The organism is Rhodococcus sp. DMF-1 (assembly GCF_021441945.1).
GTDB lineage: Bacteria > Actinomycetota > Actinomycetes > Mycobacteriales > Mycobacteriaceae > Rhodococcus > Rhodococcus ruber.
On record NZ_CP090442.1, the window covers coordinates 2,060,637 to 2,074,287 of the forward strand.

12 protein-coding genes are annotated in these 13,651 nt (G+C 72.5%); 3 read left to right on the forward strand and 9 right to left on the reverse strand.

The window, feature by feature from the left end; genetic code table 11:
• Positions 1–2: 2 nt before the first annotated feature.
• The 9 genes from mraY to LZP97_RS09450 all read right to left on the reverse strand — a co-directional run bounded on the left by mraY (position 3) and on the right by LZP97_RS09450 (position 10,338).
• Positions 3–1,085: a phospho-N-acetylmuramoyl-pentapeptide-transferase gene (mraY, locus tag LZP97_RS09410; RefSeq protein WP_003934158.1), complete on the reverse strand. Its 1,083-nt coding sequence runs from the start codon at positions 1,083–1,085 to the stop codon at positions 3–5.
• The gene (locus LZP97_RS09415) at positions 1,082–2,608 is read right to left on the reverse strand and encodes a UDP-N-acetylmuramoyl-tripeptide--D-alanyl-D-alanine ligase (protein WP_010594386.1); all 1,527 of its coding nucleotides are present in this window, start codon (positions 2,606–2,608) and stop codon (positions 1,082–1,084) included. The genes mraY and LZP97_RS09415 overlap by 4 nt, the downstream gene beginning before the upstream one ends.
• The gene (locus tag LZP97_RS09420; RefSeq protein ID WP_043823060.1) at positions 2,605–4,191 is read right to left on the reverse strand and encodes a UDP-N-acetylmuramoyl-L-alanyl-D-glutamate--2,6-diaminopimelate ligase; all 1,587 of its coding nucleotides are present in this window, start codon (positions 4,189–4,191) and stop codon (positions 2,605–2,607) included. Before LZP97_RS09420 ends, LZP97_RS09415 begins: the two co-directional genes overlap by 4 nt.
• Before the next feature lie 228 nt (positions 4,192–4,419).
• A complete protein-coding gene (locus LZP97_RS09425) occupies positions 4,420–6,267 on the reverse strand; it encodes a peptidoglycan D,D-transpeptidase FtsI family protein (protein WP_010594384.1) in 1,848 nt (615 codons plus the stop codon).
• A 62-nt stretch (positions 6,268–6,329) separates the two neighbouring features.
• Positions 6,330–6,962 carry a hypothetical protein gene (locus tag LZP97_RS09430; protein ID WP_010594383.1) on the reverse strand — a complete coding sequence of 211 codons (633 nt, stop codon included), beginning with the start codon at positions 6,960–6,962 and terminating at the stop codon, positions 6,330–6,332.
• A 137-nt stretch (positions 6,963–7,099) separates the two neighbouring features.
• Positions 7,100–8,116: a 16S rRNA (cytosine(1402)-N(4))-methyltransferase RsmH gene (gene rsmH, locus LZP97_RS09435; protein ID WP_010594382.1), complete on the reverse strand. Its 1,017-nt coding sequence runs from the start codon at positions 8,114–8,116 to the stop codon at positions 7,100–7,102.
• Between the two features lie 251 nt (positions 8,117–8,367).
• Positions 8,368–8,799 carry a division/cell wall cluster transcriptional repressor MraZ gene (gene mraZ, locus LZP97_RS09440; RefSeq protein WP_010594381.1) on the reverse strand — a complete coding sequence of 144 codons (432 nt, stop codon included), beginning with the start codon at positions 8,797–8,799 and terminating at the stop codon, positions 8,368–8,370.
• A gap of 469 nt (positions 8,800–9,268) precedes the next feature.
• A complete protein-coding gene (locus tag LZP97_RS09445) occupies positions 9,269–9,685 on the reverse strand; it encodes a DUF3040 domain-containing protein (protein WP_010594380.1) in 417 nt (138 codons plus the stop codon).
• Between the two features lie 218 nt (positions 9,686–9,903).
• On the reverse strand, positions 9,904–10,338 hold the full coding sequence (locus tag LZP97_RS09450; RefSeq protein WP_043805390.1) for an SAV_6107 family HEPN domain-containing protein: 435 nt from the start codon (positions 10,336–10,338) through the stop codon (positions 9,904–9,906).
• Positions 10,339–10,639: 301 nt separating this feature from the next.
• On the opposite strand from LZP97_RS09450, the gene LZP97_RS09455 reads away from it, so the two are divergent.
• The 3 genes from LZP97_RS09455 to LZP97_RS09465 are packed head-to-tail and all read left to right on the forward strand — an operon-like array spanning position 10,640 to position 13,642.
• Positions 10,640–11,239 (forward strand): GNAT family N-acetyltransferase, encoded by a 600-nt coding sequence (locus LZP97_RS09455; protein WP_010594378.1) that lies wholly within the window; start codon positions 10,640–10,642, stop codon positions 11,237–11,239.
• Positions 11,240–11,249: 10 nt separating this feature from the next.
• The gene (locus LZP97_RS09460) at positions 11,250–12,839 is read left to right on the forward strand and encodes a phytoene desaturase family protein (RefSeq protein WP_048771139.1); all 1,590 of its coding nucleotides are present in this window, start codon (positions 11,250–11,252) and stop codon (positions 12,837–12,839) included.
• Complete coding sequence (locus tag LZP97_RS09465) at positions 12,836–13,642, forward strand: carotenoid biosynthesis protein (protein ID WP_010594376.1); 807 nt, start codon at positions 12,836–12,838, stop codon at positions 13,640–13,642. Before LZP97_RS09460 ends, LZP97_RS09465 begins: the two co-directional genes overlap by 4 nt.
• The last annotated feature ends 9 nt before the right edge of the window (positions 13,643–13,651 follow it).

Consider the following 13,651-nt stretch of genomic DNA (forward strand, 5'->3'; position numbering starts at 1 on the left):
TGTCAGTCCCCGATCGCCGCTAGGTATTCGCTGTAGAACAGGGCCATGCCGATGGCCGAGGCGATGGCCGCGAGCAACCAGAACCGGATGATCACCGTCGTCTCGGCCCAGCCGCCGAGTTCGAAGTGGTGATGGAACGGCGCCATCCGGAACACGCGACGCCGGCTGGACCGGAACACCGCAACCTGAATGACCACGGACGCCGCCTCGGCGACGAACAGGGCACCGATGACGACCATCAGCAGCTCGGTGCGCGTCGTGACGGACAGACCCGCGAGCATGCCGCCGAGGGCGAGCGAGCCGGTGTCCCCCATGAAGATCTTCGCGGGGGCGGCGTTCCACCACAGGAAACCGATGCACGCGGCGGCGCCGGCGGCGCACAGCAACGCCAGGTCGAGCGGGTCCCGTACGTCGTAGCAGCCCTTGCCGGGGTCGGCGACGCACGAGTTGCGGTACTGCCAGAACGTGATGATCACGTAGGCGCCGAGTACCAGGCTCATCGATCCCGCGGCGAGGCCGTCGAGGCCGTCGGTGAGGTTGACGGCATTGGACCACGCGCTCACGAGCAGGTACACGAAGAGGATGAACACCACCGCACCCATCGAGACCGTGGCGATGTCGCGCACGTAGGACAGGTGGGTGCTGCCGGGGGTGAGCCCGTCGCCGTTGCGGAACTGCAGGGCGAGGATGCCGAAGGCGACGGCGGCGACGAGCTGGCCGACCAGTTTGGCGGTCTTGTTCAGGCCCAGGTTGCGCTGCTTGCGGATCTTGATGAAGTCGTCGAGGAAGCCGACGCCGCCGAGCGCGGTGGTCAGACCCAGCACGAGCAGGCCCGAGGCCGACGGTCCCTCCGCGCCCTCGTAGGCCAGGCCGATGGCGTGCGCGCCGAAGTAGCCGGCCCACAGGCCGGCGAGGATCGCCACGCCGCCCATCGTCGGGGTGCCGCGCTTTGACTGATGGCTCTGCGGTCCCTCGACGCGGATCTCCTGGCCGAATCCCTGCCGCGAGAACGCCTTGATCAGCACCGGCGTCAGCAGGATCGACACCGCCAGTGCGATTCCCGCGGCGAAGAGGATCTGTCTCACCGTGCGGCCTCCGTTTCCGTTCCTGCCGTGCCCACCGATCCTGCGAGGATCGCCTCCGCCACCGTCCACAGCCGGACGGACTGCGAGGCCTTGACCAGCACCAGGTCGCCGGGCTGCAGTTCGCGCTCGAGGAGCGCGATCGCCGCGTCGGCGTCGGGGACGTGGGTCGCCTCGTCGCCCCAGGATCCTTCCATCACCGCACCCTGGTAGAGACCGCGGACCGGACGCGTCGCGCCGACCGCGACGATGCGGGTGACGTCCAGGCGCACCGCGAGCCGGCCGATCGCGTCGTGCTCGACGACCGACTCGTCCCCGAGTTCACCCATCTCCCCCAGCACCGCCCAGGTCCGGCGCGGGCTCTCGCCCGCGCGCGCCATCGTCACCAGCGCCTTGAGCGCCGCGCGCATCGAATCGGGGTTCGCGTTGTAGGCGTCGTCGACGACGGTGACGCCGTCGGCGCGGGTGCGCACGTCCATGCGGTGCGCCGACACCGCGCCGGCGCCGCCGAGCGCGGTCGCGACCTGCTCGAGGGTGGCGCCGCACTCGAGGGCGACGGCCGCGGCCGCGAGGGCGTTGCCGATGTGGTGCTCGCCGTGCACCGCGAGGGTGACCGCGGCGCGGCGCTCGGTGTCGCCGTCGCGCACGACCAGGGTGAACGTGGGCCGGGCGTGCTCGTCGAGGTGGACGTCGGTCGCCCGGACGTGCGCGGCCGGGTCGCTGCCGACGAACACGACGCGGGCACGGGTGCGGGGCGCCATCGCGGCGACCAGCGGATCGTCGGCGTTGAGGATCGCCACGCCGCCCTCCGCGGCGGGCGGCAGGGCTTCGACGAGCTCGCCCTTCGTCCGCGCGATGACCTCCCGGGAACCGAATTCCCCCAGGTGGGCGGTGCCGACGTTGAGTACCGCCCCGATCCGTGGCGGGGCGACGGTGGCGAGGGCCGCGATATGCCCGGGTCCGCGCGCCGACATCTCCAGGACCAGGAACCGGGTGTCGGGGGTCGCGCGCAGCGCCGTCCACGGATGTCCGAGTTCGTTGTTGAAGGAGCCGGGCGGTGCGACGACGGGACCGAGCGGCGCGAGCACCGCCGCGAGCAGGTCCTTCGTGGAGGTCTTGCCGGCGGAGCCGGTGACGCCGACGACGGTCAGTCCGGCCGCGGTGAGTTCGTCGACCGCGGCGCGGGCGAGGGCACCCAGCGCGGCGAGCACCGCGGCGCCGGAACCGTCGGCGTCGTGCTCGAAAGCCAGCGAGTTGGTCTCGACCGGCGGCACCGGCGGCACCACGACGGCGGGCACACCCACCGGCCGGGCGGCGAGCACCGCGGCGGCACCGGCGGCGATCGCCTCGGCGGCGTGATCGTGCCCGTCGGAACGGGCTCCCGGCAGGGCGAGGAACAGCCCGTGCGGGGTGACCTTGCGGGAGTCGAACTCGACGGTGCCCGTCACCTCGACGGCCGGGTCGTCGACGTCGTGCAGTGTCCCGCCGACCACCTCCGCGATGCGGGCGAGTGTCATCGGGATCATCGGGTGCCTCCGTACTGCTCGCTACCTGCGCCGGTGAACCGGTCGATGGCCGCGGCGAGCACCTCGCGGTCGTCGAAGGGGTGCTTGACCCCGTGGATCTCCTGACCGGTCTCGTGGCCCTTGCCGGCCACGAGGACGATGTCGCCCGGACGTGCCCAGCGCACGGCCGCTTCGATGGCAGCCGCCCGGTCGCCGATCTCGCGGACCTGTCCCCGCTGGTGGTCGGGGACGGCGCGGGCACCGGCGAGCACCGCGGCCCGGATGACCTCCGGGTCCTCGGTGCGGGGGTTGTCGTCGGTGACGACGAGCAGGTCCGCTCCCCGGGCTCCGACCTCACCCATCAGGGGCCGCTTGCCGTGGTCCCGGTCGCCGCCGGCGCCGACGACGACGGCGAGGCGGCCACCGGCCGCCCGCCCGCGCAGCGTCGCGACGACGGCCTCGAGCGCAGCAGGCTTGTGCGCGTAGTCGACGACGGCGAGGAATCCCTGACCGCGGTCGACCCGCTCGACGCGCCCGGGCACGTCGACGTCGGCGATGCCCGCGGCCGCGGCGTCGACGTCGACCCCGGCGGCCGCGCACACCGCGACGGCGAGGGCGGCGTTGGCGACGTTGAAGTGGCCGGGCAGGCGCACCGCGACGCGCCGCTCGGCGGCGTCGGGGCCGGTGAGGGTGAACGTCTGGGAGCCGGACGGATCGGTGCGCACCGCCGTCGCGGTCCAGTCGGCCGCGCCGGTGGTGGCGACGGTGCGCACGGCGTCGGGCTCGGCGGGGTGGGCGGCCCGGGCGATCTCCGCCATCCGCACGCCCCACTCGTCGTCGACGCACACGACGGCGCGGTGCGCCCGTACGGGCGAGTCCGCCGCGAACAACCGGGCCTTCGCGCCGAAGTAGTCGTCGAGGTCACGATGGAAGTCGAGGTGGTCCTGGGACAGGTTCGTGAAGGCACCGACCGCGAAGCGGACCCCGGCGACCCGGCCGAGGGACAGGGCGTGGCTCGAGACCTCCATCACCACGGTGTCGATGCCCTGCTCGCGCATGGCCGCGAACAGGGCGTGCAGTTGCGGAGCCTCGGGGGTGGTGAGCGCGCTGGGCACCCGCCGGCCGGCGAGCCGGGTCTCGATGGTGCCCACCAGGCCGGTCACCCGCCCGGCCGCGGCGAGTCCCGCCTCGACCAGATAGGAGCTGGTGGTCTTGCCGGAGGTGCCGGTGATCCCGACGACCTGGATGTGCTGCGACGGTTCGCCGTAGACGGCGGCGGAGACGATGCCGAGGACCGACCGCGGATCCGGATGGATCAGCACCGGCACGGGACGGGTGACGACGGCGGCGAGGCGTTCGCAGCCGGCGGCGTCGGTGAGGACGGCGACGGCGCCGCGCTCCAGCGCCTCCGCCGCGTACTCGGCGCCGTGCGCGCGGGCGCCCGGCAGGGCGGCGAACAGGTCACCGGGCCGCACCCCCTGGGCGCGGAGGTCGACCCCGGTCACGGACACGTCGGCGACGGGAGTCGTGGCGGCCGCGACGCCCGGTTCGACGGTGCCGACGGTCGCGCCCACGGCGGCAGCAAGGTCGCGGAGTGGCGTCACCGGTGGATGCTCGGGTCTCAGGCCGCCTCCCGGCGGGGACGGGTCCGGACTCGACGGCACAGGCACCAGGCTCCTCTCGCTCCGCGGCAGTGTCTCTGCCGTTCTTCGTACTCCCGCGGCCGCCATGTGCCCGGGCTCGACCGCGGTGTCACGGTACCGACGTGTCAGGTTACCGACGGGTGGCGGCGGCGCCGACAGGTGCTCGGCGATCGACCGCACCCGCGCGGCTCAGTCCACCTGCAGGATCAGTTTGCTGCCCGGGTCGGCCGACAGCGGCACGCCCTCGCGCTGCAGCAACCACGAGGCGATCGTGTGGAACAGCGGTGCGGCGGACTGGCCGCCACTGCCGTCGGCGCTGCGGGTGGGCGCATCGAGCATGATGCCGATCACGTAGCGGGGACGGTCGGCGGGCGCGATCCCGGCGAAGGTGATCCAGTAGTTCGAGTTCGAGTAGCACTTGCAGGCCGGGTCGACCTGCTGGGCGGTGCCGGTCTTGCCCGAGACCTGGTAGCCCTCGATCGCGGCCGGGGTACCGGTGCCGCGCTGATTGCCGGTGTCGTCCTGCACCACGGCTCGGAACATGTCGCGCACCGTGGCGGCGGTCTGCGGGCTGACCACCCGCACCGGCTCCGGCCGGGGTGTTTCGGTGCGGGTGCCGTCCGGGGCCACGACGGCGCGGACGACGCGCGGCGGGATCCGCTCGCCGTCGTTGGCGACGGCCTGGTAGATCCCGGCCATCTGCAGCAGCGTCATGGACAGACCCTGCCCGATCGGCAGGTTGGCGAACGTGCCACCGGACCACTGCTCGCGACTGGGCACGCTGCCGGCGGACTCGCCGGGCAGGCCCACGTCGGTGCGCTGCCCGAGGCCGAACAGGTCGAGCATCTGCGCGAACCGGTCCTCACCGACCCGTTCGGCGAGCATCAGAGTCCCGACGTTGGAGGATTTTCCGAACACACCGGTCGTGGTGTAGGGCACGACGCCGTGGTCCCATGCGTCCTTGACGGTGACGCCGGCCATCCGGATCGTGCCGGGCACCTGCAGCACCTCGTCCGGGGTGGTGAGCCCGTCCTCGATCGCGGCGGCGGCGGTGACGATCTTGTTCACCGATCCCGGTTCGAAGGGGGTGCTGACGGCGGGGTTGCCGAGTTCGGCGTCCTTCGGGTTGTTGCCGACCCCGATCGAGGGGTCGAACGTACCGTCGTTGGCCATGGCGACGACCTCGCCGGTCCGGGCGTCGAGCACGACGGCGGAGGCGTTCTTCGCCCCGGACAGGTCCTTGGCCCGCTGAACCTGCTGCTGCACGTAGTACTGGATGTCGGAATCGATGGTCAGCTCCACCGCGGAGCCGTCGACGGCGGGCTGCTGATCGCGCCAGCTGCCGGGGATCACCGCGCCGTCGGAGCCCCGATCGTACGTCGACGAACCATCGGTGCCGGCGAGCACGGAGTCCATGGCGTCCTCGAGGCCGAGGAGGCCGTGCCCGTCCCAGCCGGTCGCGCCGACGAGATTGGCGGCGAGCGCACCGCCGGGATACAGCCGGATGTCCTGACGCTCGAGACCCACCCGGTCGTATTCGTCGACGATCGCGGTGGCAACCGCCGGGTCGACGCCTCGCGCCAGATAGACGAACGTCTCGTCGCTGCGCAGCTTGTCGAGGATCGCGTCCTCGGGAGCGGCCGCGCCCAGCGCCTCGTGGATCGCGGCGGCGACGCCTTCCAGATACGCGTCGGTCTCGGGCTGGGTCGGGTCCTCGGCCCGCGCCTCGTCGAGTTCCCGCCGCACCCGCACGGGCTGGAACGTCAGCGCCTTGGCCTCCATCGTGTAGGCCAGCGGATTGCCGTTCCGGTCGGCGATGGTGCCGCGGGTGGCGGGCTCGACGAGCCGCGTCGTGCGCTGGCTGGCCGATTCGGCGGTCAACTGCGGAGCCTGGACGACCTGCACCCACAGCAGTTGTGCGGCCGCGACCCCGAGCGCCAGGAACATCACCGCGCGGCCGTACCGGTAGCGGAACCGGAACCCGGTGGTGTCGGCCCCGCCGGAGACCCGGCGGGAGCGGGCCCGCCGGACGGGCATCGGCCGGCGGGAGGGGGCGGGGCGGCCGCGGACCGGCCGGGAAGACGGTGGGGTCCCTCGCCTCACCGGCGCCCGTCCTCGGCTTGCGTCGCAGGGGTCACGGGCACCAATTGTTCCGGCTGACCGGGTGCGGCCCCGGCATTGCCGGGCGACGGCGTGGCGGACTCGGGTGCCGGGGCAGACTCGGCGGACGGCGGAGTGAGCGGGGATGTCGTCGCGGTGGGAGCCTCACCGCCGGCAGCACCGGAGGGCGCGGCGGACCGATCGGCGCCGGCCGACGGGGTCACCGGTCGCGGGTTCTCGCTGCCCGCGCTGCCCGCGAGGGGTGGAAGCTGCGCCCGGGTCCGGTCATCGGGGGACGGCGGGTTCAGCGGCGCGGCCGGAGCCCCCTCGGCGGGTGCGGGCGTTCCCACCACCCGTACCCCGCCGTCGTCCCCGACGACGAGCCGGGCGACCTCACCGGTGGGGATCATGCCGAGCTTCGCGGCCTGCATCGCCAGCACCGGCGCCGAGTTGCCGGCCTGGACGTCGCGCTGCAGGACGGCGCGCTCCTGGACGAGGCGCTGGTTGTAGTCGCGCGCGGCGCTGAGCTGGTAGGAGTCCTCCGCGGCGCGCGTGGTCAACAGGAGGGTCACGGCCATGCCGATCCCGAGGAGAGCGATGATGGTGGCCACGAACGGAATTCGCGCCGCCACACGACCGCTGCGGCGGGCCCGGGCGGGGGTCGTCGACTCCGCGGCCAGATGTGCCGTACGCCGACTGCGCCGCTGATAGGCGCGCTGGGCGGCCGTCGATCGCGCCGGACGGCGGGCAGGTGCTGCCACCTGTACGGTCATCGGTACCTCCTGGCGATTCGTTCCGCGGCACGCAGGCGCACCGGCGCCGAACGCGGGTTTGCCTCGATCTCCTGCTCCGTCGCCCGTTCCGCGCCGCGGGTAAGCACCCGCAGCTCGGGCTCGGTACCCGGAAGTTCCACCGGGAGGCCCTCGGGGCTCTTCGACTTCGTCAGCGGCGTGAGGATCTGCTTGACCACACGATCCTCGAGGGACTGGTACGACATGAACACCACCCGTCCCCCGACGGCGAGCGCATCCAGGGCGTCCGGGATCGCGGCCCGCAGCGAGTCGAGTTCGCCGTTGACCTCGACGCGCAGCGCCTGGAACGTGCGCTTGGCGGGATGCCCGCCGGTTCGGCGGGACGCGGCCGGGATGGTCCGGTAGAGCAACTCCACCAGCTCCCCGCTCGTGCGCAGCGGCGCCTTCGCCCGCTGGCGCACGATCTCCGAGGCGATCTTCCCGGCGAACCGCTCCTCCCCGTAGGTGCTGAGGATGCGGGCGAGGTCGCCGTGGCTGTAGGTGTTGAGGACGTCGGCCGCGGTCATCCCCGTGGTGGGGTCCATGCGCATGTCCAGCGGGGCGTCGCGGGAGTAGGCGAAGCCCCGCTCGGTCTCGTCGAGCTGCATCGAGGACACGCCGAGGTCGAACAGGATCGCATGGACGGATCCGACCCGATCCAGTCCGCAGGAGGCGAGGGCGTCGGCGATGCCGTCGTAACGGGTGTGCACGAACTGCGTGCGGTCGGCGTACGGTGCGAGCCGCCGGCGGGCGACGGCGAGGGCGTCGGGGTCGCGATCGAGTCCGATCAGGTGCGCCCCCGGGTAGGTGCGCAGGAAGTGCTCGGAGTGTCCGCCGAGACCGAGGGTGGCGTCCACGTAGATCGCGCCCGCACCGGCGGCTTCGAGGGCGGGGCCGAGCAACTCGTCGGCGCGGTCGAGCAGAACGGGGACATGACCGAAGCTCTCCGGACTCGCGGCCTCCGGAATCGCCGCCGCGTCCTGCCCCTCCGCCATTCTTCCTCCGGTTGTCCTGCTCGGTTCGTGGGCGATCGGATCGTGGCTTCGGTGGGGGTCGCGGCGGGGTCCGGAGACGACCGCGGCGAATGCATCGAGGTCTCTGTCCGAACTGGAAACCTGGCGTTGGGGAAGTACGTCAGGGTTCCGTTTCACGAACCTGGCACTGGGGAAGTGTGTCAGGGTCGCTGTCGGGCAGAGGCCTCGCGGCACTCGCCGCGGTGGCACTACGGTCGTTGCTGCGGTTCCGGTCACAGAATGTCGTGCAGGGCCTCGTCTCTCGCTTCGGAAAATTCTTCCTCGTGCTCGGCGAGGTACTGCTCCCACGCCGCCGCGTCCCAGATCTCCAGATGTTTGACGGCACCGATCACGACGCAGTCCTTCGTGAGTCCCGCGTACTTGCGGTGGGCCGCGGACAGGGTGATCCGGCCCTGCGCATCGGGACGTTGCTCGTCGGTTCCCGCCGCCAGGCTCCGAAGGAACGCGCGGGCCTGCGGATTACTCCGCGAGGCCGCGGCGGCACGCTCGGCCAGGGCGGCGAACTCGTCGCGCGGGAAGACGGAAAGGCTGTGGTCCTGACCCTTCGTGATCATCAGCCCTCCCGCCAGTTCGTCTCGGTACTTCGCGGGCAGCGTGAGCCGCCCCTTGTCGTCCAGCTTGGGCGTGTGGGTACCGAGGAACACTCGACACCCCCCGCCACGCCCCGGCCGGACCCTGTCCTTCGCTCGACGGAGGAACCCCTCCGCCGCGACCCACACTACCCCACTTTCCCCCACGTTCAACCGCTTACGCGCCCACGCGCGGCGCCGTTTTCCGACCGTCCGCAGTTCACGGCGGGTGGGGCGGAGTGGGTGACGACGACGAGGCCGGTGCCGCCGCGCCGCGGGAGACTCGGGCCCGCCGCGAGACGACGGACTCGGGCCCGGGAGAACACCCTGGTCGCCTCGGCCTCGACGGCCGCTCACCGGAGCCGGGCGCCGCAGTGGGGCGCGGTGGGGCACGGCGGCGAGGGGGCGGTGGGGAGAGGTGGGGGACGACGGTCGGGTGCGGTGGGGGCGGCGGGCCGCCCGCCGCCGCGCCGGGAGAAGCCGAACGGCGCGCCCCGGTTACCGGGACGCGCCGTTCATGGGAACTCGCGTGAAGTACTGCGCGCTACTCCTGCTCGAAACGCCGACGGAAGCGGTCCTCCATCCTCTTGCTGAACCCTCCGCCGGACTTGCGGCCGCCGCGGGATCTACCTTCCGCGGGACCGCGACCTGATCCGCGGGGACCGTCGCCGACGCCTGGACCGCGCTTGCCTCCGAGGAGGAGCAGGACCCCCGCGCCGAACATGACGATGAATCCGACGAGACTGATGATCGGGAACCCGCCCGGCTTCACCGGGAGGGCGACGCCCGCGATCAGCAACGCCAAACCCAGTGCGAACAACGCGCCGGCCTGGAGCCGACGCCGACTGGACGCCATCCCCATCCGGCTTCCCCGGACGGTAGAGGCGAACTTGGGATCCTCAGCATAGAGCGCGCTCTCGATCTGTTCGAGCATGCGCTGCTCGTGCTCGGAGAGTGGCACGGTACCTCCCCCGGCACTAAACGGTGGCCGCCGGATCTGCGGTCCAGATCGACGGGGGGCCGACTTTGACGGCCGCCTGGCTCAATAATACGAGTACATCCCGGCGGGGACCACCAACTGCGGATTCGAGTTCGATCACGGTTCCGAAGGACCTGCATACGAGAGGCCGACGGACCCGGCCCGGGCCGTCGAACGACCCGGGCTGCGTCGCGCATCGATCATGCGCTGCGGCGGCCGGCTCCGGAGCCGGGTTCTGCGCCCCCCGAGCGGTCGTCGGCGCCGGTCAGGTAGTCCTCGACCTCGTGGAGGAAACGGCCCACCTCGTCGTAGAAGCGGCTCGCCTCGTCGGCAGGTACGGAGCGGGTGACCCCCGCCTCGATCGCCGCGCGCGTGTCGGAACGATCGGCGAAGAAGTCGGCCCAGACCGCGAATCCCGGCTCCGCGCGCGCCATGAGCACCCACGCGTTGCGAGTGCGGGGCCGACGCGCCGGCCGGTGGACCGCCCGCAGTTCGGCCCCCGCGAGTACGGCCCCGGCCCCGCGCAGCGCGGCGAGATACGCCAGATGGAACCGCTCGGACGGCTCCGGGGTGCCGGCGGCGGCCGACAGCAACTCGTCCGCGCGGTCGAGCAGGGTTGCCGCGCGCGAGGACACCGGGCGGGCGGCGCAGTCCGGACGGCCGACGGCCCGCGGACCGGTAGCACCCGACGGTGTGGCAGCCGACGGTGTGGCAGCCGACGGTGTGGCAGCGGACTGTGTGGTTCGTGCCGCGGTCATCATTCCGAACACCTCCCTGCACCCCGCCGGGCACCGGCCGGGTCACGGCCCCGACGATCCGGTGATGTTCGCTTCCCTCGAACATCACCGGATCCCCGGTATCGAACATCCGTTCGACGTATTCAATATAGCTGCACCTACCGACACGCAGTCAAGGGAAGGCGGTCCAGTCCCCGTCATGAGTACGGATGCGACCCCGCGGGGCGCGGCACCGATCGTCGTCGATCTCTCCGCCGCCGAGTTCCGCGCGCGACTGCCCGAGGTGCTGCCCATCTACGTGGCCGCCATGCGATACCCGCGCGGCACCGAGTACCACCGCGCGCCCATGTGGTCCGAACACTCCGCCCGCCCGGGATGGAAGGCCGTCGCGGCGGCTCTGCCGGAGGAGCCGTCGACGCTCGTCGCGATCGCCTACGGCTATTGCGGGTCACCACACCAGTGGTGGAACCAGCAGGTGCGGACCGGGATGCGCCACGCCGGCTACCCCCCGGAGACGATCGACGCCGTCCTCGGCGACTACTTCGAACTGACCGAGCTGCACGTGCGGCCGGACGCCCAGGGTCACCGTATCGGCGAGGCGCTCCTGCGCCGGCTGCTGAGCGACCGTCCCGAGCGCACGGTGCTGCTGTCGACTCCCGAGGCACCCGGCGAGGACAACAGGGCCTGGCGGTTGTACCGGCGATTCGGGTTCCGCGACGTCGTCCGCCACTTCCGGTTCACCGGGGACGCCCGTCCCTTCGCCGTCCTGGGCCGGGACCTTCCGCTCGAAGGTCCGTAGCGTGGACAGGGTGATCGACGCGGTCGTAGTGGGTTCCGGGCACAACGCCCTGGTGAGCGCGTGCTACCTCGCCCGCGCGGGCCGGTCCGTGGAGGTGCTCGAGCGGGACACCGTACTCGGCGGCGCCGTGTCGACTGTGGAACGCTTCCCGGGGCACGCGGTCGACCGCGGTTCGTCGGCGCACGTCATGATCCGGCACACCGGCATCGTCGAGGAACTCGATCTGCCCGCGCACGGCCTGCACTATGTCGACTGCGACCCGTGGGCGTTCGCTCCCGCCCCGGCGGGCAGCGACCGCCCGGGGATCGTCTTCCATCGCGATCTCGACCGCACGTGCCGATCCGTCGAGGCCGCGTGCGGTCCACGCGAGGCCGACGCCTACCGCCGCTTCGTGACGGTGTGGGGTCCGCGCAGCGCCCGCGTGATGCGCTCGTTCTCGGCGCCGCCGACCGGCCGGCACCTGCTCTCGTCCTTCTGGGGTCTCGACACCGGCAGCGGCGGTAGCGACCTCTCCCGCCAGTTCCTCGGCACCGGCGACGCCCTCCTCGACGAGTACTTCGACGACGAACCGCTCAAAGCCGCCCTCGCCTGGTTCGGCGCCCAGTCCGGGCCCCCGATGTCCGAGCCCGGCACCGCACCCATGGTCGGCGTCGCGGCGTTGATGCACACCCTGCCGCCCGGCCGGGCGATCGGCGGGAGCGGCGCGCTGACGCAGGCCCTGGCCGCCCGTCTCGGGTCCGACGGTGGCGTCGTCGCGCTCGGCGACGCCGTCACCGAGATCCGCCGCGCCGGGGACGGCTGGGCGGTCCGCACCGATTCCGGACGGGTCGTCACCGCGCGCGCCGTGATCGCCGGTTGTCACGTGCTGACCACGTTCGATCTGCTCGAACGCGGCGGATTCGACCGCGCCCGCCTCGACGCGTGGCGGCGACGGATCCGCGTCGGTCCGGGTATCGGCATGGTGGTACGCCTGGCGACCGACGCGCTGCCCCGGTATCCGAGCGGTCCCGCCGATGCCGCCGAGACCGTGCGCGGTCTGCAGCTGCTCGTCGAGGACCGGGCCCGGCTCCGCCTCGCGCACGGCGCCGCCCTGGCGGGGGAACTGCCGCCGCGACCGGCCGTGCTGGCCATGAGTTTCACGGCGCTCGATCCGTCGATCGCCCCGCCCGGCGAACACCAGGTGACCCTGTGGTCGCAGTGGCACCCGTACCGGCTCTCCGGCGGCCGGCAGTGGTCCGCGCTGGCCGAGTCGGAGACGGATCGGATCGTCGCCGAGATGGAGCGGTTCGCGCCCGGCTTCGCCGGCTCCGTCCGGCACCGGCACATCCAGACGCCGCACGAGATCGAACGCGAACTGGGCCTGCTCGGCGGCAATGTCATGCACGTGGAGATGTCGCTGGACCAGATGTTCATGTGGCGGCCGCTGCCGGAGCTGTCCGGGCACCGGGTCCCGGGCGCCGACGGGGTCTATCTGACCGGCGCGTCCACCCACCCCGGGGGCGGGGTCTCCGGCGCGAGCGGACGCGCTGCCGCGCAGCGCGCGCTCGCCGATTCCGCGGGTGGCCCGGTACGTCGTGCGCTGGGGCGGTGGCGTCGATGAACCGGCTTCCCGTCGTTCTCGCCGGCGGTGCCATCGCCGCGCAGATCGCCTACCCGCTGACCTCCGGCCAGGCCCGCGACCTCGTCACCGTCGCCGTGGTCACCCTCCTCGCGGCCGCCGGGCTCGCGCACGCGGCGACGCGACGCGGCCCGGTCTGGACCGCCGGATTCTTCGCGATCACGGCAGGTGTCGGCTTCGCCTCCGAGGTGGTGGGCACGGCGACCGGGTACCCGTACGGCTGCTACGCATACGCCGTCGACCGGCTCGGTCCCGCGCTGTTCGACGTGCCCCTCGTGGTGCCGCTCGCCTGGACGGCGGGGATGTACCCGGTCTGGTACGTGGCCTCGCTGCTCGCCGGGCGCGGCGGGATCTCGCGGCCGGACGGGAACCGCGAGCGGGTGACCCGCATCGCGCTCACCACGGTGGGGATGGTCGGCTGGGACCTGTACCTCGATCCGCAGATGGTCTCCGACGGTCAGTGGAGCTGGTGCAACGGCGGCGGCCTGCCCGGTCTCGAGCAGATCCCGCTCACCAACTACCTCGGCTGGATCGTCGTCGCCACGCTGATGGCCGTGGGATTGGATCTGCTCGACCGGACCGGACCGGTGCAGCCGGGCACCGACACCGTCCCACTGGTGCTGTTCCTGTGGACGTGGCTCGGGTCCGCGCTCGCCCACAGCGTCTTCCTGGGCGTACCCGAGCTGAAGTACTCGGCTCTCTACGGGGCGGCGGTCATGAGTACGCTCGGCGTCCCGCTGCTGTGGTCCCTGCGGCGACGCGCCGGGGTAGGGGCTCGCGTCTGACACGTCCCC

Bases quoted from the DNA above. Each gene is read 5' to 3' on its own strand.
- LZP97_RS09415 (WP_010594386.1), bottom strand. From the start codon at position 2,608: ATGATCCCGATGACACTCGCCCGCATCGCGGAGGTGGTCGGCGGGACA.
- LZP97_RS09425 (WP_010594384.1), bottom strand. From the start codon at position 6,267: ATGCCCGTCCGGCGGGCCCGCTCCCGCCGGGTCTCCGGCGGGGCCGAC.
- rsmH (WP_010594382.1), bottom strand. From the start codon at position 8,116: ATGGCGGAGGGGCAGGACGCGGCGGCGATTCCGGAGGCCGCGAGTCCG.
- LZP97_RS09455 (WP_010594378.1), top strand. From the start codon at position 10,640: ATGAGTACGGATGCGACCCCGCGGGGCGCGGCACCGATCGTCGTCGAT.
- LZP97_RS09465 (WP_010594376.1), top strand. From the start codon at position 12,836: ATGAACCGGCTTCCCGTCGTTCTCGCCGGCGGTGCCATCGCCGCGCAG.